Source organism: Chryseobacterium sp. HNCC26DJ238 (assembly GCF_057180465.1).
Genome location: NZ_JBXUGI010000011.1, coordinates 95,283 through 116,225 on the forward strand (window position 1 = coordinate 95,283; position 20,943 = coordinate 116,225).

At 38.2% G+C, this 20,943-nt stretch carries 17 protein-coding genes; 5 read left to right on the forward strand and 12 right to left on the reverse strand.

What is annotated here, in order from left to right:
- Positions 1–114 precede the first annotated feature (114 nt).
- From AC2A07_RS11880 to AC2A07_RS11900, 5 genes are all read left to right on the forward strand, one after another.
- Complete coding sequence (locus tag AC2A07_RS11880) at positions 115–657, forward strand: Crp/Fnr family transcriptional regulator (RefSeq protein WP_484050585.1); 543 nt, start codon at positions 115–117, stop codon at positions 655–657.
- 53 nt (positions 658–710) lie between these two features.
- Positions 711–1,064, forward strand: a complete 354-nt coding sequence (locus tag AC2A07_RS11885; RefSeq protein WP_484050586.1) for a bleomycin resistance protein — start codon at positions 711–713, stop codon at positions 1,062–1,064.
- A 53-nt stretch (positions 1,065–1,117) separates the two neighbouring features.
- Positions 1,118–1,618 (forward strand): 2'-5' RNA ligase family protein, encoded by a 501-nt coding sequence (locus tag AC2A07_RS11890; protein WP_484050587.1) that lies wholly within the window; start codon positions 1,118–1,120, stop codon positions 1,616–1,618.
- A gap of 86 nt (positions 1,619–1,704) precedes the next feature.
- Complete coding sequence (locus tag AC2A07_RS11895) at positions 1,705–2,823, forward strand: serine hydrolase domain-containing protein (protein ID WP_484050588.1); 1,119 nt, start codon at positions 1,705–1,707, stop codon at positions 2,821–2,823.
- 88 nt (positions 2,824–2,911) lie between these two features.
- On the forward strand, positions 2,912–4,375 hold the full coding sequence (locus AC2A07_RS11900) for a serine hydrolase (RefSeq protein WP_484050589.1): 1,464 nt from the start codon (positions 2,912–2,914) through the stop codon (positions 4,373–4,375).
- A gap of 123 nt (positions 4,376–4,498) precedes the next feature.
- Here the strand turns inward: AC2A07_RS11900 and bglX are convergent, their stop codons facing one another.
- The 12 genes from bglX to AC2A07_RS11960 form a co-directional block, all read right to left on the reverse strand.
- A complete protein-coding gene (gene bglX, locus AC2A07_RS11905) occupies positions 4,499–6,778 on the reverse strand; it encodes a beta-glucosidase BglX (protein WP_484050590.1) in 2,280 nt (759 codons plus the stop codon).
- A gap of 33 nt (positions 6,779–6,811) precedes the next feature.
- Positions 6,812–8,188 (reverse strand): sialate O-acetylesterase, encoded by a 1,377-nt coding sequence (locus AC2A07_RS11910; RefSeq protein WP_484050591.1) that lies wholly within the window; start codon positions 8,186–8,188, stop codon positions 6,812–6,814.
- A gap of 9 nt (positions 8,189–8,197) precedes the next feature.
- A complete protein-coding gene (locus tag AC2A07_RS11915; protein ID WP_484050592.1) occupies positions 8,198–10,183 on the reverse strand; it encodes a cellulase family glycosylhydrolase in 1,986 nt (661 codons plus the stop codon).
- A gap of 144 nt (positions 10,184–10,327) precedes the next feature.
- On the reverse strand, positions 10,328–11,449 hold the full coding sequence (locus tag AC2A07_RS11920; RefSeq protein WP_484050593.1) for a glycoside hydrolase family 26 protein: 1,122 nt from the start codon (positions 11,447–11,449) through the stop codon (positions 10,328–10,330).
- A gap of 67 nt (positions 11,450–11,516) precedes the next feature.
- Positions 11,517–12,755 (reverse strand): glycoside hydrolase family 27 protein, encoded by a 1,239-nt coding sequence (locus AC2A07_RS11925; RefSeq protein ID WP_484050594.1) that lies wholly within the window; start codon positions 12,753–12,755, stop codon positions 11,517–11,519.
- A gap of 60 nt (positions 12,756–12,815) precedes the next feature.
- Positions 12,816–13,157 (reverse strand): phosphomannose isomerase type II C-terminal cupin domain, encoded by a 342-nt coding sequence (locus AC2A07_RS11930; protein ID WP_484050595.1) that lies wholly within the window; start codon positions 13,155–13,157, stop codon positions 12,816–12,818.
- Between the two features lie 198 nt (positions 13,158–13,355).
- Positions 13,356–14,372 (reverse strand): carbohydrate binding domain-containing protein, encoded by a 1,017-nt coding sequence (locus tag AC2A07_RS11935; RefSeq protein ID WP_484050596.1) that lies wholly within the window; start codon positions 14,370–14,372, stop codon positions 13,356–13,358.
- 9 nt (positions 14,373–14,381) lie between these two features.
- Positions 14,382–15,611 carry a glycoside hydrolase family 26 protein gene (locus AC2A07_RS11940; RefSeq protein WP_484050597.1) on the reverse strand — a complete coding sequence of 410 codons (1,230 nt, stop codon included), beginning with the start codon at positions 15,609–15,611 and terminating at the stop codon, positions 14,382–14,384.
- Between the two features lie 105 nt (positions 15,612–15,716).
- Positions 15,717–16,898: an AGE family epimerase/isomerase gene (locus tag AC2A07_RS11945; protein WP_484050598.1), complete on the reverse strand. Its 1,182-nt coding sequence runs from the start codon at positions 16,896–16,898 to the stop codon at positions 15,717–15,719.
- A gap of 83 nt (positions 16,899–16,981) precedes the next feature.
- Positions 16,982–18,160, reverse strand: a complete 1,179-nt coding sequence (locus AC2A07_RS11950; protein ID WP_484050599.1) for a glycoside hydrolase family 130 protein — start codon at positions 18,158–18,160, stop codon at positions 16,982–16,984.
- A gap of 34 nt (positions 18,161–18,194) precedes the next feature.
- On the reverse strand, positions 18,195–19,622 hold the full coding sequence (locus AC2A07_RS11955) for a glycoside-pentoside-hexuronide (GPH):cation symporter (protein WP_314495917.1): 1,428 nt from the start codon (positions 19,620–19,622) through the stop codon (positions 18,195–18,197).
- A 146-nt stretch (positions 19,623–19,768) separates the two neighbouring features.
- Positions 19,769–20,899, reverse strand: coding sequence for a glycoside hydrolase family 26 protein (locus AC2A07_RS11960; protein ID WP_484050600.1), 1,131 nt, complete (start codon positions 20,897–20,899; stop codon positions 19,769–19,771).
- Positions 20,900–20,943 lie beyond the last annotated feature (44 nt).

Below are 20,943 nucleotides of genomic sequence, written 5' to 3' on the forward strand. Positions count from 1 at the left end.
GTTTGAGAATAATATTTCAAAAATGAAATCTGACTATTTTTCATCTCTCCCTTTTTGTTTGTAATTTTGATTCTTTTATAAAATTTACTCAATGTAAAAAAGTATATTGTGATCATGCTTGAACAGATTGGAATTTTCTCTAATGCCGAAATACAGTTATTCAAAAATAATATCTGCAAAAAATATCTGGATAAAAATCAGATACTAAGCAAAGAAGGAGATGTCTCCGGATCCCTGTTTTTTATCGAAAAAGGGGCTTTTTATCAATTTTACAAGGATGAAGATAATGAGAAAGAAATCATTACTGATCTTTACACAGAAAACGACTGGGTTTTCAATGCTGAAAGCCTGGCCGGTCAAATACCCGCAAAGGTAACCATAAAGGCTTTTGAACATTCTGAAGTACTGGAGATCACTTTAGAAAAAATGCATGAGCTTATTTCGGTTTCCCAAAGATTCCTTCAGTTCAACAAACTGCTCATCACCAGTTCTAAACTGATTTTCTATGACCAAAATCTGACTCCGGCCGAAAAATACCATCATCTGCTTACTACAAAACCACAGCTTTTACAAATATTTCCTCTCACAATGATTGCCTCTTATCTAAAGATCAGACCTGAAACTTTGAGCAGGATCAGGAGCCGTATCTCTTTTTGACTTCGATCAAGTGTATTATTGCAAGATTATTATCATTTTTGAATAAAAAAAATATGATCACAGCAATCATCCCAAAACTGCCGATGCGCAACAAAGAGATCACCAGCAATTTTTATGTCCGGTTAGGATTTGAAACATCTGAAAATGATTATGATGGCTATCTTATGGTAAAGATGAATGGCCTGGAAATTCATTTTTTTGAATTCAGAGATCTGATACCCGGCGAAAATTACGGTCAGATCTACATCCGAAGCTCTGACATCGAAATGCTCTACCAATACTGTATTGAGAACAACATCAAGATTCATCCTGCAGGAAATCTGAATAAAAAAAGTTGGGGACAGACAGAATTCTCAGTTCTTGATCCTGATCATAATTTGATAACATTTGGCCACGCTTCAGAATAAAACCCAAACTTGACGTCACTAAAAATGCTGTCAATTAGAAACTGAAATTTAATATGAGTGAAAATGTAAGAAGACAGTTAACCCTGTTCATTGATGATCGGTACGCTAAGAAAATTGAGGAAATCAGAAAAAAATATAACCCTGTTCAGTTTAATCTGATCAGATCTCATGTGACGCTTTGTCGTGAAGATGAAATTGAAAATCTCAGTGAAGTCAAAAACAATCTGAAATCACTTAAGGCAAAACCGATTATTATCAATTTTAAAAAAATCCTTCGATTTTCCAATGGTAACGGAGTGATGATCCCTGCAGTTAACAACAATCTGCAGTATGATCATTTACGAGATCTTGTTTTGAAAGATCTCAATGTTAAACGACAATTTCCTCAGCCTCATATCACTTTATTACACCCCCGAAATTCCATCTGTACAGATGAGATTTTCAAAGAAATAAAAGAAGTTGTATTTCCGGCATCTATCTGTTTTGATAAAATTTCACTGATCGAACAGGTAGATTTTAGTACATGGAGAACAACAGCAACTTTTCAGCTGTGAATTCCAGAACACTATAATTAATTTAAGTACTTTGTATTGCATAGTATTTAAAAATAAATATATCTTTGTATAAAATATATACCAAGATGCAAAAATTAAGCTTACTGTACTTGATGATGATGCTTTCGATCTCCTCGTATGCACAAAATTTCGACAGGAAAACTGACAGCCTGATTCAGTCTGAATTCAGGGAACCAAACGGGCCGGGAGGAGCTTTTCTTGTCTCGCATAAAGGAAAGGCTGTTTATAAAAAGGCCTTTGGAATGGCAAATCTTGAACTGAATGTAAAACTGAATACGAATAGTGTTTTTCAGATTGGCTCTATGACGAAACAGTTTACTGCTGTAGCTATCCTCCTGCTGGAAGAGCAGGGAAAATTAAAAGTGAGTGATGCAGTTTCAAAATATATTCCTGCCTATCCCAATGGCAGTCATATCACAATTCAGCATCTTCTGACCCACAGCTCAGGAATCAGGGATTTTACAAAAATGAAAAACCTTTCAGATATTGCACAAAAGGAAATGACACCGGAACAGATGGTCGATTTTTTCAAAAATGAGCCGGTTGATTTCGCACCGGGAGAAAAATTTGACTATAACAATTCAGGTTATATTGTTTTGGGATATATTATTGAACTGACCTCAGACGGAACCTATGAAGAATTTATTAAAAAAAATATTTTTGATAAGGTCGGAATGGCCCACTCTTACTATGCCAGTGACAGAAAAATAATCCCGGGAAGAGCATCTGGCTATCATAAGAAAAGCTACGGATATGTCAACAGAACTGTTATTAATTTCAGCGTCCCCTTTTCCTCAGGCTCATTAATGTCCACGCTCGATGATATGCTGCTGTGGCAGAATGCACTTACTAATGATTTACTTATAAGTTCAGAAAACAGATTAAAGGCTTTCACCAAGTATCAGCTGAATAACGGACAGGAAATAGAGTACGGTTTTGGCTGGCATCTGAAAAGCATCAGTGGAATTCCAACCCGTGAACACGGAGGCAGCATTTTTGGATTTAAATCGATGGCAGTCTATGTGCCCGGCGAGGATCTCTACATTTTAGGTTTTAGCAACTGTGACTGCAACTCTCCTACCCAGCTGGTAAAGGATATTGCGAAATTAGCGGTAGAAAATCTTAAAAATAAACAGAAATTGAATCAGCAATATAGTGAAAGTCCTTCATCAGCCTTAAAATAAATTTAATCATTCACTGTAAACGATTATCATTCCTATCTTTGACCTTTTTTAATTTTAACCAATAACCAGTCAATCAAACTCAACTTAAATGATCCATCTCCTTAAAAAACCGTTCACAATAATTTTACTGTTTTTCTGTACCCTCTCCGTTTTCTCTCAGACAGACAATATTGATCTGTTCATCCAAAATCAAATGCAGAAACGTAAAATTCCGGGACTGGAATTAGCAATTGTGAGGCATGGTAAAATCATCAAAACAGGCTACTACGGATTGGCCAACATTCAGGATTCTGTTGCAGTGAGTAATAGATCTGTATTTACCATCAATTCTATTACGAAAGCTTTTGTCGGTGTTGCCATACTTCAACTTGTGGAAGCAGGAAAATTACAGCTGGATGCACCGATTTCAGATTACCTGACTGATATCCCTGAAACCTGGAACAAGGTAAAAGTTCAGCAGCTTCTGTCCCATACATCCGGAATTCCTGATCTTGTAGATGAAGAAGAATCCGTTATGATTGCAGATAATTTTGACCTGGCCTGGAAAAAGGTCACAGCAATGCCTCATGATTTCAAACCTGGTGAAGAATTCAGATACAATCAAACCAATTACTACCTGCTCGGCCTGATCATCAATAAGCTGAGTGGAATGTCCTTTCAGGAATTCATCACCAAAGAGCAGTTGCAGAAGGTGGGGATGAGTAAGACAATCCGTTCAGGTTTTGGAGCAACAAAAGAACTGGTACCCAATGCGGCGGACAGTTATCAGTTTTCGAAAGGCAAACTCAACAATATGTTTTTCTCACTTCCTTCCCCATTACAAACTGCTGCAGGAATGAGCTCTACCGTAAACGAACTCGCAAAATGGGTCATCGCCTTGCAGAATATGGAATTGCTGAAGCAAAAATCCAGCTTAGATGCACTTTGGAAGCCTGACGTCCTGAATAACGGAAAAACAGGTGGATTCAGCGGACTTCTTAATGGTTATGCTGCCGGCTGGCCTGTGATCGACAGAGCAGAACATCCCGCAGTGGCACCTGTAGGCGGTGGGCGCTCCGCTTTGTTTATTTATCCGCAAGATGATCTTTCCATCATCGTATTAACCAATTTATCAGGCGGATCTCCTGATGTGTTCATTGATGAACTGGCGGGACTGTTTATCCCTGATATGAAGGAAGCCAATGGTTTCGGAATGTCAGCTTCAGCGAAATCATTAAAGATGGTTTTAGATAAAAACGGATATCAAAATACCATCGGAGCAGTAAAAAAGCTGAGTTCAAAAAGTAAGGATTTTAAGCTGACCGAAAATGAAGTCAATACCTGGGGTTACAAACTGATTTCCCAGAAAAAAGTGAAAGATGCATTGGAATTATTCAAATTAAATGCATCACTTTACCCTTCAAGCGCTAATGCTTTTGACAGTCTGGGAGAAACTTATGCCGAACTTGGAGATAAAGCGCTGGCTGTTAAAAACTATGAAAAATCTTTTCAATTAAATCCGAAGAATAAGAATGCAGAAGAGCAGATTAAAATTCTGAAATCCGGTAAATAACTATACTCACTCCCATAAAGAAAATGGGATTATTTAAAGCAGTAAACATTCATAGAAAGTCTCCAAGAGTATTAAACTTTCTATGAATGTCTTTTTTTATTTGAAAATGACTTCGGGTTACAATCAGTCTGTTATTTCAAAATTTTGAGATAATTTTGTATCAGAACTTCCACCGGCCATTACTTTAAAAGTTCCGGGTTCCACTACAAATTCGTGACGATGATTATAAAATCCCAGTTCGGCATCACTAAGTGTAAAGCTTATCGTTCTGCTTTCTCCCGGTTTCAATTCTACAAGTTCAAAACCTTTAAGTTCTTTTACCGGTTTGACAACAGATGAAAATTCATCGTGGATATACAGCTGTACAACTTCTTTACCAACAAGGCTGCCTGTATTTTTAAGGTTTACACTTACCAGTACTTTCTCTCCTTTAGAAAAAGATTTCTTATTAATTTTAAGATCAGAATATGCAAAAGAAGTATAACTCAGGCCATGTCCGAAAGGATAGAGAGGTGTTTTTTCTACATCTGAATAATGACTCCAGAATACATTGTTATCTTTATCTGTAAATCTCCCGGTACTGTAATGGTTATAAGAAATAGGTACCTGACCTACATTTCTGGGAAACGTCATCGGTAATTTTCCGCTTGGATTGTAATCCCCGTAAAGAACCTGTGCAACAGCATTTCCTGTCTCTGTTCCCAAATGCCATGCTTCTACAATTGCCGGAATATGTTCAGCTGCCCATGGGATGGTAAGAGGTCTTCCATTATTGAGAACCAAAACGATATTAGGATTGACTTTATAGATTTCTTCTAAAAATTCCTGCTGAAGCCCCGGCAGATCCAGATTGGTCCTGCTTCTTGCTTCGCCGGAACTGAAGCCATGTTCTCCTAAAACCATTATTACAACATCTGCTGCCTCAGCTGCTTTTCGGGCTCCTTCAAAGCCGCTTCTGTCTGTTGTATTGTACAGAACTTCTGTGAGAAAACCAGGTTCTGTCGTTGTCAGTTCAAGACCTTTTACATAATTCAGGATATTACCTTTATAATTCTTCATTCCTTCCAGAACCGAAACCGCAGTATTATTATCCGCAGCAATTCTCCAGCTTCCTAAGGGAGAGTTTTTGCTCTCCGCCAAAGATCCCAGCAATGCAATTTTTTGCCCTGATTTTTTCAGTGGTAACAGGTTTTTATCATTCTTCAGCAAAACGACAGATTTTTTCGCCATATCCAGAACAGCATCTCTGTTGGCTTGACTACCTATGACTTCTTTTTCACGCTTTTCATCAAGAAAACGATAAGGATCATCAAATAGGCCCAACTCATATTTTACCCTCAAAATCCTGCGGACTGCATCATCAACATAATCCTGTTTTACTTTTCCCTGTTTTACCAGATCAATTAAATAAGGAAGATAAATTCCGCCTTCCATATCCATATCAGTTCCTGCTTCTACAGCAGATTTTGCTGCAGCATTTTCATTTTTTGAAAATCCCCAGGGAATCATTTCCCTGATAGAAGCCCAATCTGAAATTACAAATCCTGAGAATCCCCATTTATTTTTCAGAACATCCCTCAAAAGATACTGATCTCCCGAAGCCGGGATCCCGTTGATCGTGTTAAATGATGTCATAACACTTCTCAATCCTGCATCCACAGCAGATTTGAAAGGTGGAAGTACCTGATTGTACAGTGTGTTGAAACCTATTTCTGAAGCATTATATTCCAGAGCTGCATCAACAAAACCATAGGCCGCAAAATGTTTTGCAGTTGCTGCGATTCTCAGAGGCGATCTGAAAGTATTGTCTCCCTGAAAACCCTTTACCCTGGCTACAGCCACCTTGCTGCCAAGATATGGATCTTCACCTGCACCTTCCATCACCCTGCCCCATCTTGCATCTCTGGAAATATCCATCATCGGTCCGAAAGTCCAGTTGATTCCTGAGGCGGCTGCCTCGGAGGCAGCAGTTTCCGCTGACTTTTCGATGGCCTTCAAATCCCAGCTTGCCGCTTCTGCCAAAGGGATCGGACTTATGGTTTTATATCCGTGAATAACATCAAATCCGATGATAAGAGGAATTCCAAGCCTGGTCTGTTCTACGGCAATTTTCTGTAAAGACCTTACTTCTTTCACCCCGCGTACCGTAAGCATTGAGCCGACCAATCCTTTTTTTATGTTTTCGTATTTCTTCTCAGCAGTTCCTCCAACCGGAGCGGGACCTGTAACGTCCCAAAATCCATTATACTGATTCATCTGTCCTACTTTTTCTTCCAAAGTCATTTTAGACATTAATGCATCAATTTTTTTTTCGATTTCGGGGTTCAGCTTTTGCTGAGCATTGATCGTCGTAGCAGTCATTACACTTATTATAGTTAGGGTGAAAAATTGGGTTATTTTCATTGTATTTATTTAAAAAACCTTCCGGTCTGTATATTATTTTTCGCTGTTAAAAACAGAGGCAGGTAATCCTGACTGGTTGAATAAGTCCGGAAATGCGCTATTACTCCAATTATATCGTACAAAAGCAGGATTTTTCACGTCCTTTGCTTCTACAATGATTTGATTTCCTTTAATTTCCGCTTTTGCTTTTACATAATTTTTATCAGTTCCGGCAATTTCAAACTGGTCAGAAGTCTTATTTTTAAAATGCAGCCCATCAGCAAACTCCAATGTTAAAAAAGCTTTATTCCCTTTAAATTCAACCGATGTCCAAATCGGAAAACTGGCGGGAATATTTTTTTTATAAACGTCTTTCAGCACAAGATTGGCAAGCCTGAGACCAACCGGTTTTTTATCCTTAGGATGAATATCATCCGTCATAGAGTAATCCGAAATCACAACCAAACCTGAATGCTGAACATTTTGAGAAACTTTTCTCTGGATATTTTTGATTTGTGCTGTTGTGTCACCCCATCCTTTGTACGATGCCAGCTGGATAATATAAAAAGGAAATTCATATCCCCTGTTTTTTCTCCACGAACTTATCAGTGAGGTCAGAAGTTTTTCGTAAGAGCCGGGATTTCCAGTATTGGTCTCGCCCTGGTACCAGGCAGCTCCTGCAATTTTAAAATCATTGAAAGGCGCAATCATCGCATTATATGCAGCAGCAATTCTGGTGGGATAATATTCATTTTCTGAAGACTGTATGGTTTTAAAACTTTCTGACAAATCAGGTTCCTGTTCAAAAATATTTTTGGGCACCCAGATCTCTGCAGCACTTCCACCCCACGCAGAGCAGATAATACCAACCGGAATCCCCCCTAATTCCTGCTGCAGTTTTTGGGCGAAAAAGTAGCCGACTGCACTGAAATTTTTAGCAGTATCCGGTGTACAGATATTCCAATTTCCGATGACCTCTTTTTGTGGAAAATCCGCAGAAGATTTTCTGACGGTAAACAGACGAATATTGGGATAGTCTGCTTTCTGCATTTCAGCATCACCGTCTTTGATTCCCCATGCGGCACTCATTTCCATATTGGACTGCCCGGACATCAGCCAGACTTCTCCCAACATCACATTTTTGAAAACCACTTCGTTGTAACCTTTCAGGGAAACCGTATAAGGACCTCCTTCTTTTGGTGTTTTAAAAGTAATTTTAAAGGTGGCATCACTTGAAGCTTTCACTTTATATTCTTTATCCAGAAAATCTGCCTTCAGTGTGATTTCTTCTTTTGGGTCAGCATTTCCCCAAATGGTTACTTCTGCGTTGCGCTGCAGTACCATATCATTTGAAAAAATAGCCGGTAAATGGATATTCGCAAAGGAAAATCCTGTAATGAACAACAATAGAATATTAAAAGTGGGTCTCATTTTACAGTCTTAATGATTAAGTAAATTTTTATAAAAAGGAAAAAGCAGGTCTGCCATTTTTTTGTCGTCTGATGAACTTGGATGATAGCCACAACCTTCAGGTTTCATCTCCGGGAACTCAAAAATTTCGATGGGTTTGTGCTGCTTATCGTTTTTAAAAAAATCTTTTATTTCCTGCAGACATTCTAATAAAAGTCTGTTTCTGTCACCTCCCACCATCGGGCTATTGAGTAGTGCAATTCTGGTATTCGGATATCTTTTATAGGTTTTCTGAATAAATTCTATATAATTTCCAATAAATTTATTTTTATTGAAAGGCAATCTTGCTTTCTTACCATCACCTTCAGACAAATCATTTGTTCCAAGACAGATACTTACCAGATCCGGTTGATAATCATTTTCAAATTTTTCCGGATTGTCTTTTCTTAAATATAAATAAGGATAAACCTCCGGCAAAATGCTTTCTTCTGCCTGTTCAGAATTCCAATTGCGGTACATCCCATATCCTGAAACTGAACTCAATAGAAAATCTGTTCCCAACATTCTGGAAACCACGGGTCCGTAAGCAAGATAGGCGTTGTGCTGGTCAAACCACTGTCCTTGTCCGCAAGGAAGTCCTGATTCATCATTTCCAAATCCACAGGTAATCGAATCACCAATGAATTCTATTTTTTTTCTTGAAATTAATTGATAAGGAAGTGCATCAATTCCTGAAACATCAACCACGAGTTCGCCCATTGCGGCTTCGGTAGCTTTAAATATTTTTATCGTATGGATCGATTTTGTTTTATCCGAAACATGAAAGGTAAACGTTTTGAAATCATTATTATCCACTTTAAATCGTCCTGTATATTTTCCGTCGAGCTCTACAGAAAAATAGTTGTAATAACCTTGGAATGGATTATTTTTTAGCTTGACACTTACAGAGTTTTCTTTGAACTGAAACTCTACCGATGAGCCGGGACCAGAAAGTTTGGCTGTTGTGTTGGAGGTTTTTTCTACACGTCCTTTCCATACAAATGTGGGAATGTATTCACCTCTTTGGTTAAACTGTCTTATATATTCTCTGGTTTTAACTCCTGATTCATTTAGATCTGAAATCTTCCAGTTTCCTGTAGATGAAGCTGATGGAAGAAGCATCGAGCACGTTTCTTTTTTGTCTGAAACCGACCAGGTAATCCAGCTTAATTTTCGCTTCTCCATCCAGTCAAAATATTTCTGCCATTCCTGATAATCAAATTTTCCGTCACCTGTTGCTTCCATTCCTGCAGATTCTGAAATAAATACCGGTATGCCAGCATCAATCGCATGATCGGTTCTGTCACGCAGTTCAGATTTGTGCGTACCCGCATAGAAATGCATGGTGTACATTACATTAGAAACATTTCTGATCGGATTCTTCTGTACCAGATCCAGCCTCTGGTCCCATTCAGGGCACCCTACTAAAATGATATTATCAGGGTCATTTTTACGAATTGTTTTAATGATGTGTTCAGCATAATCTTTGACCTCTTCCCATGATTGTTTTTCAGGTTCGTTGAAGATTTCGTAGATCACATTGGGATGTTTTCCATATTTCCTTGAAACCTTATCAAAGAATTTTTCAGCCTCATCAGTATGAATTTTATGAGCGTGCCAGTCAATGATCACGTAAATGCCTTCTTTGATTGCGGCATCTACAACAGTTTCTATGCTTTTGTAATTTTTTTCAGGATTTTGGAGATAGGCTCCATCGGGGTCAATACCTAATGCTGCACGTACGATATTTACATGCCAATCGTTTTTTAACCATTTTACAGTACCCTCTGTGTAGAATCTTGAATGCCAATTGTTCCAGCCAAAGCTCGTTCCTACCAATCTAACGGGTTTTCCTTTCTGATCAGACAGCTGAGTTCCGATCACTTGTAACGGTCCCATTTCTTTGACAGGATTTTGCGCAAAACCGAAAGAAAAAATGAAAACAGTATAGAGTAAAATTATTTTTGAAAATTTCATAATAGTAGATTTTGTTTTTCAGATCTGACCGATTGATAAGATGCCATTTGAAAGTTTGCTGCGGCAAAATTATACTAAACAGTGTAAAATCAGTTGATTTTTAAAAAAAACACCTTTTTAGAAAGGATAAAACTGACAAAAACATTATTGATAAAGTTTCATTTTCTTGGCATCCTTCTCAAACCAGTTTTTCCTGTCTTTACAGAATTTTATAAAATCTTTTTCTGCGGGATGCCCTTTGAACGGAAGATAATATTCCACTTCACTGTTACCGGGTTTAAAGCCTGCATTTCTCCAAAATAAAACATAAGAAAAACGGTGTCTGTCAAATACAGGTTTTAGAATTTGGGTAAACCACTGCGAATCCGGAATCTGATTATATCCCAGTTCTCCAACCGCTGAAATTTTATGGTGCTGAACCGCCGCCTTATTCATTGCTGAAAGTAGGGTGTCCAGCTGCTGAGCAAACTGTTTGCCTCGATCTGCAGAACCCCGTTGATAAGCATCAAAAGAAAGTATATCAACATAATTATCTCCGGGATATCTTGTAAGAAATTCTTCCGGTGTTCCATATTCTACACTTGTATTGTAACAAAGGATGAGGTTATGAATGTTCTTTTGTTTTCTGAGATAATCTGTCGAAAACCTGAAAAGCTCTTTATACTCTTCATCTGATGCGGATTTTACCCCCCACCAAAACCAGGTTCCTGTGTGTTCGTGAAAAGGTCTCCAGATAATGGGAATTACTTCACCCTTCTCACCTTTGAGATCCTGTAAAAATGCTGCAATTCTGTCTAAGTAATCAACAAATATTTTATGTTTTTCACCATTGGGCAAAATACTTTTTATTGAAGTATTTGTGTTATCCCACGCATTTTTACCGGTTATCGGATTATTGGCATGCCAGCTTACTGTAATAATACCGCCCCGTTGGTAGGCATCTTTTATGAACTGTTTCATTTTATCAAACGGGACACCGTCAAGATTTTTATCTTTACCAAGCTCCAAATCTCCCAATTCCCAACCGTAAACAGCCGGATAATCCTTTACCACGTCTTTTACATCACTTCTTCCTTCCTGATATTTCCAGTAAACGCCATAAGCCAGATCATCCTGATGCCCAACGAAATAACCTTTTTGCTGAGCTTTCACCAGATTACTGTAAAGATTGACCGTTTCAGGAGTAGCTTTCTGATCAGACAGTTGATATTGTGCACTTAAAAGTGACATTAAACTGACAGAAATGATGGTATAAATATTCTTCATGTTTTACTACTGATCTCTATTATTCTAAAATATCTTTCTATTCTTCTGTATTCAGACTGTTGATTCTTCATTTGGCTTTAACCAGTCTGAACATCAAAACATCTTTTGGCGGAACAACCGCTTCCAATGTTTTTTTTGTGGTTCCGGATTCTTTTTGTTTCCAGAGATCAACAATCTTATAATTCATTGAAACGGCATCAAATGTTTTTTTTGAAACTTCTTCATCTGTAAAAGTATTATTCTTCCAGTCGAAAGATATTTTTTTAGCTGTTTTATCCCTGTTCAGGAATACAACAGCCCAGTCTTCATTCTCCAGCGGTTTAAACCAGATTTCAAATTCGCCTTCGTCTCTGTATTTTAAAGCCTGAACTCCCAATCTGTCCTGATTGATGGCAATGACATTTTTATTGGTAAGGACATTTTTAGTTTCTTCAGTCATGTTTCTCAAATCGTTTCCGGCGATAAGAGGAGCCGCCAGCATCGCCCACATTGAAAAATGTGCACGGTCCTCGTTTGATGTCAGGGCACCATTTCCGATTTCAAGCATATCAGGATCGTTCCAGTGTCCCGGTCCTGCATACTTTCGAAGCCCCTCCTGCTTATCAAGAATCTGCATCGTTCCGAATGCCTTCCAGCTCCCATGATCTTTTACACAGTCGAAACAGTTGTAAATATCCCCGGTTGTTCTCCAGAGGTGTCCTATATTCTTCCCCCAGCTCCATGGCTGATTATCTCCCCACTCACAAATACTGAGCACAACAGGGCGGCCTGCTTTTTTCAGGGCTGCAGTCATGGTCTTGTAAGCACCTTCCGCTTTCAGGCTTTCGGTATTGCACCAATCATATTTTAAATAATCAATCCCCCAATCTGCGTATGTTTTAGCATCCTGAAATTCGTATCCCCTGCTTCCCGGTCTTCCTCCACAGGTTTGAGAGCCTGCATCTGAATAAATCCCCATCTTTAATCCTTTAGAATGGATATAGTCTGCCAGAGCCTTCATCCCGGACGGAAAACGTTTAGGATCCGGGTGTATAAAACCATTTTCATCCCGGTATCCATGCCAGCAGTCATCAATATTGATATAGGTATAGCCTGCCTCTTTCATTCCTGAGGATACCATTGCATCCGCTGTTTCTCTGATCAGGTTTTCATCAACATTACACGAAAATTTATTCCATGAATTCCAACCCATAGGCGGGGTGGGCGCCAGATCAGGATATTTGGTATAGTCCTGAACATAATTATTCCCCTGAGCATAAAAATGCAGACTCAGGCCGATCAGAAAGATTGATAATGAAGTTTTCATTTTTTATTTTTTTTGGTCTTATTTTCTGATTCGAAAATAAGATCATTTAAAAACGATCGATTAAGCTCTGTTGTAGTCGTCCTCTATTCTGACGATATCATCTTCACCGAAATACGTCCCATACTGTACCTCTATGAACACTACCGGCTCAGAAGTCTTATTTTCAATTCTGTGGTGTGCTCCCTGCGGAATTTCAGCAACCTCTCCTGTTCTGTAATCTCTTATAGAATCATCGATCGTAATCGTTGCCACACCTGATACAATTGTCCAGACTTCTCCTCTTTTATGATGATACTGCAATGAAAGTCTTCCTCCGGGATTCACCTGAATTTTTTTCACTTTATGAGTATCTGCATCCTGTAATACCCAATATTCACCCCATGGTCTGATATCGTGTTCCATAATTTTTTTTGTTAATTATATTTTATTTTAATTCTCTCTTGAATATCTGTTATTTGTAAAGATGTTTAATTTAGCGCAAAGTGATACAAAGAATTTTTACAATTTAACTGTTTTTCAAGTATACAAAGGCGTAAACTTAACAGTGAAATACAAAGTTTTTTCAGTTATAACAAATTGCAGACGATCAGAAAATTCTCTTTACTTAAATTTTACCTGAACATCATCAACATACATTATTCCAGTCGCCTCACTTAGAGCCAGCATGATTCTGTACTTTTTAGATCCCTGAGGGATTTCCAGGGTTTTTGAAAATTTTTGCCAGTCTTTTGTATCAGAGATCATAAAAACAGACTGATCCTGAGACGTTTTATCAGTTCCATCGGCTGTAAACTCCACGATCATTACCCCTTTATTCCATTCGTTTTTACCGGGTTTCAGATCTTTGGTTTTTGCAAAGGCAGAAACTTCAATACTTCCGGCACCGGCAGGAATATCAGCAGTCTGATCTGCTCCCGTCCATACAGGATTTTGAGAAGACAGTTTCAGACTTTTCTGACCTTCATATTTTTCGTCACCCACAATTTCGGTACTTCCTCTCCATCCCTGTGCACCGGTTTCAAAATTTCCGTTCATCAGTTTTACAACTTCCGCAGGAGTATCGTCAGAAATGACTTTCACCTGATTTTTCCGGGTTTCTGCTTCCGTGATCCTATTATAATCTTCCTGAGACAGAGGCGTTATCTTAATTTCATCAAAGATAAAGCTTCCTGTACATTCAGATAATGCTAGCATCAGTCTTCCCGAACGGTCTTTATTGAGAGGAATCACTTTTTTCACCAGCTGCCATTGTGTAGTTCCCTCCAATTCTGCAATATTTTCATTTTTGCCATTTAATTCGACAACCATCACCGCTTTGTTCCAGTTGTTTTTTCCCTTTTCTACACCGTCCGCCTTCAGCCATGCAGAAACCTCTAACGCTGCTGTGTTTTTCGGGATACTAAAATTCTGATCTACCCCTTTCCATTGTGGAGAAGTAAATTCAAAAATGCTGCCCGCTTTGTCTCCCGCTTTTTTTGTGTAAGGATTGATATTAAGTATATTTTCTCCATTCCAAGACTCTGCATCTGATTCGAACCCTCCGTTTCTGATAAGGTTTTTCTGTCCGTAAGAACCGACTGCAGAAGCGGTCAATATAATCAAAATGATCTTTTTCATCTTAGTATTTTAAGGTAACGTATATAATGAAGTAGCGGTAATATCTTTCTGTAATGCAATTTTTGCCTGTTGGCTAAAGCTTTTGAAATCTGCTGAAAATGGTGTGGCTGGTGTTGGCAGGTAATAGGTATCACCATTATTTGACCAAAAAACAGCGTATGCAATTTTTATATTATTATTGGTTATGGAAGGATAAACAAGTGATGTAAAATGATTCAGAACTCTCGGTGCGGAATTTTTATTAGAGTATCCTGTTTCTGTGAGCGCCGCAATTTTATTTTTCTGAACTGCCAGATCTGAAATCATCTTAAGTTTATTATTGGCATCGGTTACCCCACTGGTACTCTGTGCAGTAAAATCAGAGTAATTGTCCATTCCTAAAATATCGGCATATTCATCTCCCGGATAGCGCTGAAGATATAATGCAGAACCGGAATAGGAAGTGTCGGGAGAATATGCATACAAAAGATGATGGATATTTTTTGTATCACGCAGATAATTCACGGTAAATTTCCATACCTGCTTATATTCATCAGCTGTGCAGTAATCTACTCCCCACCAAAACCAGTTGCCATCCAGCTCATGAAAAGGGCGGAATATGACCGGAATATTTTTACCGTCATTTCCTTTCAGCTGACTCAAAACCGAGGCCAGCTTATCTAATTTAAGCTTGTACCAATTGTGATTGCTTCCTCCGGGAATAATGCTTTTAAAAGCATTCTGTTTTTGAAAATCACTCATTTCCGAGGTATAAAAAGACTCCTGATTAAAAGGCTCTCGCAAATGCCAGCAAAAAGTGACTGCCATTCCTCTGTTGTAAGCCTCTTTGGCTGCGGAAATTAGTTTTTGTTCCTGCTGATAATACCAGTTGCTGCTGTTTTCCTGATAATTTTTATCGGTAATAAACATAAAATCAAGTCCTATCATTGCTGGATCCGAACCTGTCGTTTTTTTAACGTCAGACATACTGCTGTCATTTTGATAATAGGTGTAAAATGCATCCTGATGCCCGATTAAAATTTTATTCCCTGAATTTTTATGAAGGTTATAGAATAATGCCGAGGTTTCTGCAGTAGCATTTTTATCAACCAAAAATGACCTCACATTTTGTACTGTAATTCCATTTTCAGGATTTTGAACAACAGGATTTGCCGTACTGTTTTCGGATTCATTATTACCTGAACACGAAAACAACACAAAAATAACCATCCCGAAGAACATACAGTATTTTTTAATCATTTCTTATCTTTTAAAGCATTTTTGAGATTCATTCCGTAACAGGGTAATAAAATTTATTTTTTTTAAAAAACATTCATTATCTTCTTATTTTCAGCTTACTTACAATTATTTTAATCTTCGGATTACTTCAAGACAGGCTCTTCCGTTATGATATGGACATTTCCAAAAACCTGTTTTGTCTTTTTGCATCTTTTGATAATTTTGATCAACTCCCCAGAACCATTCTCCGTTTTCATGGTCGATAATATATTCATTAACAAAAGCCCAGTTTTTGTATACAGTGTTCATGTAATCGTTATTTCCTGTAAGCTGGTAAGCGTTTATAAATCCAATCCAGAGTTCTGCCTGCGGCCACCAGTGTTTTTCGGCCACCAGATAATTTTCCTGAGGATCATATTCGTACCAGAGTCCTCCATCTTTGTCTAATCCTTCACAGGTCACATCGGTCATTTTCACAGCGTAATGCCTGAATTTTCTGATTAATCCTTCATCTTCAGAAACTTCTGCACACCATTGTAATAACCATGCTGCTTCGATATCATGTCCGTAAGAGACAACATCTTTTTTCTCATTCCAGTTTTCATCGAAAAACAGTTTGAGATGCCAGTTTTCCTTATCAATAAAATACTGATCGATTGTCTGCAGAATCCCTATGATATTCTTCTTCAAATCCTGGTCCTCCCAAACAGTATAAAGATTGGCAAATGCCTCTGCGATATGGAGATGTGTATTCATTGTTTTCTTCTCGTTGGCATCTTTATTACTGAGCCTTACATCTTCGATCTCTATCCAGTCTTTGGTGTATGCTTCGAAATATCCTTTTTTATTCCTGTCAAAACTATGCCTCTGAATGCTTTGATATAAGGTAATGGCCAGATCTAATGACTCTCTGTTTTCAGAAATTTTATAGAATTCACTCAATCCGTAAATCACGAATGCTAAAGCATAAACCTGATTTTTGGTATCTTTCGGTGTACCGTCTGCATTGATGCTCCAATAAATTCCGTTCTGAACAGGATTATAAAACTTCATTTTAATTTCTTCAAATGCTGTTTCTGCAATTTTCAGATGTTCAGGGTTTTGGGTAACAGGATATGCTGCAGAGAATGTCCACAAGATCCTTCCATACATGACCGAACCTTTTTCAGCTTCCGGATTTTTCTTTTCATTAAAATCAATTTCTCCGATGAATCCTCCATTGATCCTATCGATTGTATTTTGAGCCCAATAATCAAGAATGTGAACAAGTTCTTTTTCTACTACTGTGATGAATGCTGATGAAGACATTTTTTATTTTTAAAATTAAATCTCAGAAAATGTACTGTTATGATTTTTGAGGCATAACAGTACAAGCACAAATAATGAAAAAATTATTTTACAAAATTATTCTCCAGGATGCCGATGATGGTCTGCACCGATTCATAGGAGGTTAATTTATCTTCCGGTGTATTGATACAATAATCCAGTAACTGATCTACAGAAGAAACTGCAACGTGCATTCTGGTGTCTGAAGAAGCATAATAAATAAAAACTTTCCCATCTTCATCGGCAATCCATCCATTGGTAAATAAAACATTGGAAACATCTCCGATTCTTTCAATACCTTCAGGGGCCATAAAGTAACCGGCAGGTTTGTAGATTACTTTTCCAAGTTCATTAAGATCAGTCATAAACATATACAAAATGTAGCGCAAACCGGCTGCTGTATTTCGAACGCCGTGAGCGAGATGAAGCCATCCCTTTTCAGTTTTGATAGGGGCAGGTCCCAAACCGTTTTTGAGCTCATAAACCGTATGATATGTTTTTCCGTAAATGATTGCTTCATCCAGAACAATAGGATTTGTCATATCTTCAACGTATCCCAGGCCGATTCCCCCTCCGTTTCCTACATCAATAAAACCATCCTGAGGACGGGTGTACAATGCATATTTTCCGTCAACAAATTCCGGATGGATCACCACATTTCTCTGTTGTCCTGTATTTGAAACCAGGTCCGGCAGCCTTTCCCAGTCAAGCAGATTTTTAGTTCTTACAATCCCTGCGTTGGCGATCGCAATGCTGGTATCCCCTTTCGGCGAATCCGGATCTTTTCGTTCTGTACAGAAAATACCGTAAACATAGCCATCCTCATGCTGAACGAGGCGCATATCGTATACATTTGTGTCAGGGTTTCCCTCTATTTGGGGAATAACAATTGGTTTTTCCCAGAATCTGAAATGATCGGTTCCGTTCGGAGATTCCGCAATTGCAAAGAAAGATTTTCTGTCGTACCCTTCCACTCTTACAGCAAGAAGGTATTTATCCTGCCACTTTATCGCACCGGCATTGAAAGCTGCATTGATCCCGAACCGTTCCATTAAGAAAGGGTTTTTTTCTGAATCAAAATCATAACGCCACTCCAGAGGTGCATGCGCAGCAGTTACCACAGGATTTTTATATCTCGTGAAAATACCATTCCCAGCTTCCTGAGCGGGTGAATTTTCTTTTGTAATCAAATTTTCAAATTCTTCCTTTACTGCATTCAAGCGTGTCGTAAATAAATCGCTCATTGTACTTCTGTTTTTTGTTATTATTGAAATTATTTTAAACTGCTCCTTCGGAGTCTGTAGTATTTTCTTTTTCAGAGAGTCTTCTTTCGTTTAATTCTCCGGTGATGTTTTTCAATTTTTCTTCACTCAAGGGATAGATGGAAATAAACAGCATTGATATGCCCGCTCCCACTGCCGGTAAAATACTCAACATCAACCTGATGCCTGTTTGTGCAGATTCTGATTGTACGATATTGGCCTGAAATCCGAAGTACGCCAAAAGCCATCCTGTTGCTGCACCCCCTAAAGCCCAGCCTAATTTTTGGGACATTGAGGAAGCAGAAAAAACCAAACCTGTTGCCCTTCTCCCCTGTTTCCATTCTGAATAGTCTGCCGTGTCTGCATACATTGACCATAAAAGAGGGAAGATACAGCCCGCACATATACTGATAAAAAACTGGAATATTAAAATAAGGATAACTTCATTTTTTGTAAGAAAATAAAAAGCAACACTCAGGACAGCAGCCAGGAACATGGCCCCGAAAAATGTTTTTTTCTTCCCAATCCTGTTGGCTAGCGGAGTAGCTAAAACAACTCCGATAATATTCGCAGCCTGCCCTAAAACCAAATAAATCGTGAGATAAGACATCCCTGTTCCCAAGCCAAAAATCGAGAAAGTCTCCTGATCAGTTTTATTTAAAAAGTATTTAAAATAATAGATAGCTCCACCGTCTCTGATGGTATTGAAAAGCAATGTTGCTACGCCGGCTCCCAAAAGGATCCACCAGGGTTTATTTGCCAGAAGATCATTGATATCTTCTTTCAATGATGACTGTTCTTCTTTAATGGGTTTAATTCTTTCACGGGTCCAGGCAAAACATCCCCAAAACAGCAGTGTCGTAATACCTCCGAAAATAATGATGGTATAAAACCATCCATTAGATGAAGTAAGGGTACCATCTCCAAAATATTTTACCAATGGCTCAATAAGCCATAATGCAATAAGGCTACCCCCGAAAGCAAATACCATACGGTAGGATGCCAGTGTTGTCCTTTCCTTTCCGTCTGAAGACATCACTCCGAGTAAAGAAGCATAGGGTACATTAATCAGAGAATATACCATCATCATTAATGAATAGGTTACGTAAGCATAAATGAGTTTTCCGTCATGGTCAAAATCCGGGGTGTAAAAAGTAAACACTCCGATAATCGCAAAAGGAACAGCCACCCAAAGAAGAAAAGGCCTGAATTTCCCCCATTTTGTATCCACTCTGTCTGAATATATACCGACGAAAGGATCAAAAAAGGAATCCCAGACTTTAGTGATCAAAAACATCGTTCCTACAGCAGCTGCAGTTAATCCAAAAACATCGGTGTAGAAAAAAAGCAGATACATACTGAAGATTTTCCAGAACATCGAAGATGCGGCATCTCCGAATCCATAGGCAATTTTTTCTTTTATTTTTATTTTCTCGAGATTCATACTTTTTATTTTTCTATACATTGATTACCCAACGGTCGGACCTGTTCGGTTCTGTTATATTTTATATCATTATATTACTTAACAAGTATCCAGTGAGCTGATCATCATTTATTGATTGTTGATTTTAAAAATAACATTTCTTTCAGCTACTTATATATGTTTTCTGTTTTAATATCCTTCAGGAAGAGTGTTTTTTCAAGGTTATAAAAATCTTTAAAATCCTGTTCGTTCGGATGTCCTTTATAGGGTACATAGTAATGCATTTTATTTTCTTGAGTCAATCCGTGATTTCTCCATGCTAAAATGTAAGAAATTTTATAATCTCCGACCGCATCCATTAAAGTCCGGGTCCAGAATTTATTGTAAGGAATCTGTTCGTATCCGGTTTCTGCCAGTGCAGGAATTTTGTGATGTTCTTTTGCGATTTCGTTCATTATTGAAAACTGTTTCCTTGCATTTTCTACAAAAGATCTGTCTTGTACAGGATTATTCATCAGGTAGATATCAAAGCTTATCATATCCACATATCCGTCTCCGGGATACGCTTCCATAAACTCTTCTCTGCTTTTGAAATCAGATGTATTGTAAACCCAGATCAGATTGTGAACTTTTTTCTCTTTGGTTAGATAATCATAGGTAAATTTCCACAGCTGCTTATACTCTTCCGGCGAGCAGTTTCCTTTGCCCCACCAAAACCAGTTTCCGGTAAGTTCATGATAAGGACGGAAAAGAACAGGAACCAGCTTTCTGTTTTTCCCCCTGATACTTGATAAATAGCCTGAAATTCTGTCGAGCCAGGATTTATAGAGATTATGCTTTTCACCATTTGGTAAAATAGTTTTAACGCTTTCTTTCGTATTGTCCCAGGCATCTTTTCCGGTTTTAGGATTGGAAGTGTGCCAGCTTACCGTATTGATCCCGCCTTTATCATAAACCTCTTCCATCATTTTTTTCATTTCCTGAAAACTGAAAATATCAATAGCACCTTTACCATCCAGTTCCATATTCATGATATCCCATCCAAAAACAGCAGGATAATCTCCGGCAGTTTCCAAAACATCACTCCTGTCTTTCTGCATTCTCCAGTTTACACCATAGGCAAGATCATCCTGATGACCAAACATAACACCTCTGTCAAGAATCTTCCAAAGATTCTGATATAGATTTTGAGTTTCCTGAGTTGCATTTTTATCCGACAATGCAATCTGATGCTGTGCAGGAAAAAAAGCCACCCAAAAAATGAGAGTGAAAAAATATATTTGATGAAACAAATTCATTGTTATGTATTTACAATATTTCAATACAAATTTTTAGTTATTGA

What these genes read in the sequence shown, in the direction of transcription:
- AC2A07_RS11880 (WP_484050585.1), top strand. Translation starts at nt 115, where the DNA reads ATGCTTGAACAGATTGGAATTTTCTCTAATGCCGAAATACAGTTATTC.
- AC2A07_RS11885 (WP_484050586.1), top strand. Translation starts at nt 711, where the DNA reads ATGATCACAGCAATCATCCCAAAACTGCCGATGCGCAACAAAGAGATC.
- AC2A07_RS11890 (WP_484050587.1), top strand. Translation starts at nt 1,118, where the DNA reads ATGAGTGAAAATGTAAGAAGACAGTTAACCCTGTTCATTGATGATCGG.
- AC2A07_RS11895 (WP_484050588.1), top strand. Translation starts at nt 1,705, where the DNA reads ATGCAAAAATTAAGCTTACTGTACTTGATGATGATGCTTTCGATCTCC.
- AC2A07_RS11900 (WP_484050589.1), top strand. Translation starts at nt 2,912, where the DNA reads ATGATCCATCTCCTTAAAAAACCGTTCACAATAATTTTACTGTTTTTC.
- bglX (WP_484050590.1), bottom strand. Translation starts at nt 6,778, where the DNA reads ATGAAAATAACCCAATTTTTCACCCTAACTATAATAAGTGTAATGACT.
- AC2A07_RS11910 (WP_484050591.1), bottom strand. Translation starts at nt 8,188, where the DNA reads ATGAGACCCACTTTTAATATTCTATTGTTGTTCATTACAGGATTTTCC.
- AC2A07_RS11915 (WP_484050592.1), bottom strand. Translation starts at nt 10,183, where the DNA reads ATGAAATTTTCAAAAATAATTTTACTCTATACTGTTTTCATTTTTTCT.
- AC2A07_RS11920 (WP_484050593.1), bottom strand. Translation starts at nt 11,449, where the DNA reads ATGAAGAATATTTATACCATCATTTCTGTCAGTTTAATGTCACTTTTA.
- AC2A07_RS11925 (WP_484050594.1), bottom strand. Translation starts at nt 12,755, where the DNA reads ATGAAAACTTCATTATCAATCTTTCTGATCGGCCTGAGTCTGCATTTT.
- AC2A07_RS11930 (WP_484050595.1), bottom strand. Translation starts at nt 13,157, where the DNA reads ATGGAACACGATATCAGACCATGGGGTGAATATTGGGTATTACAGGAT.
- AC2A07_RS11935 (WP_484050596.1), bottom strand. Translation starts at nt 14,372, where the DNA reads ATGAAAAAGATCATTTTGATTATATTGACCGCTTCTGCAGTCGGTTCT.
- AC2A07_RS11940 (WP_484050597.1), bottom strand. Translation starts at nt 15,611, where the DNA reads ATGATTAAAAAATACTGTATGTTCTTCGGGATGGTTATTTTTGTGTTG.
- AC2A07_RS11945 (WP_484050598.1), bottom strand. Translation starts at nt 16,898, where the DNA reads ATGTCTTCATCAGCATTCATCACAGTAGTAGAAAAAGAACTTGTTCAC.
- AC2A07_RS11950 (WP_484050599.1), bottom strand. Translation starts at nt 18,160, where the DNA reads ATGAGCGATTTATTTACGACACGCTTGAATGCAGTAAAGGAAGAATTT.
- AC2A07_RS11955 (WP_314495917.1), bottom strand. Translation starts at nt 19,622, where the DNA reads ATGAATCTCGAGAAAATAAAAATAAAAGAAAAAATTGCCTATGGATTC.
- AC2A07_RS11960 (WP_484050600.1), bottom strand. Translation starts at nt 20,899, where the DNA reads ATGAATTTGTTTCATCAAATATATTTTTTCACTCTCATTTTTTGGGTG.